Raw genomic sequence first — 545 nt, 5'->3', positions numbered from 1 at the left:
TCGATATTGCTGTTGCTCGCACCACCGCCGCCCAGCAGTGTCCAGTTGCCCAGCCCGGTGACCGTGTTATCGCCGTCGCCCCGCGCCCGCAGCACCCCGTTGAAGGTTGCACCACCGGTTGCCAGCGTATTGTTCGCCGACACGGTCAGGTCCACCGGAACCTGGCTGAAATCCAGGTTGCTCGCCGTGACGCTGTCCATCGCGCTGAACAGGATGCCGCCGGAGGTCTGGGTGGCCACGTCGCGACCATCCGCGGTCCGGAGGTAGAGGAACTCATTGCCGAGGTTCTGGGCGTTCAGGCTGTCGTTACCACCGGCGCCGTTGACCCGGGTCGCGCCGGAAACAGTGATGCCATTCGCGCTGATCGTGTTATCGCTGTTCAGCACAAAACTGCTGCCGGCAGCATTGGCGTTCAGGGTTGCGGTGGTCACCGCCAGGATGTTCGAGAAATCGATACCGCCGGCGGTGAGGGCGAAATCCCCGGTGCCGAGGGTGGCGCTGCCGGTGGCGGTCGCATCCAGGGTGTCCGCACCATTGCCGCCATC

Annotated in this window: 1 protein-coding gene; it reads right to left on the bottom strand. The window is 65.0% G+C overall.

Annotated elements, in window-relative coordinates:
- Window positions 1-545: hypothetical protein (locus ACNKU7_RS18790; protein ID WP_418298523.1), on the bottom strand; the 545-nt coding region annotated here is incomplete at both ends.

Source organism: Microbulbifer weihaiensis, from assembly GCF_048323715.1.
Classification (GTDB): Bacteria; Pseudomonadota; Gammaproteobacteria; order Pseudomonadales; family Cellvibrionaceae; genus Microbulbifer.
The sequence above is the reverse complement of the archived record's forward strand: the minus strand, read 5'-3'. Positions and strand labels throughout refer to the sequence as shown.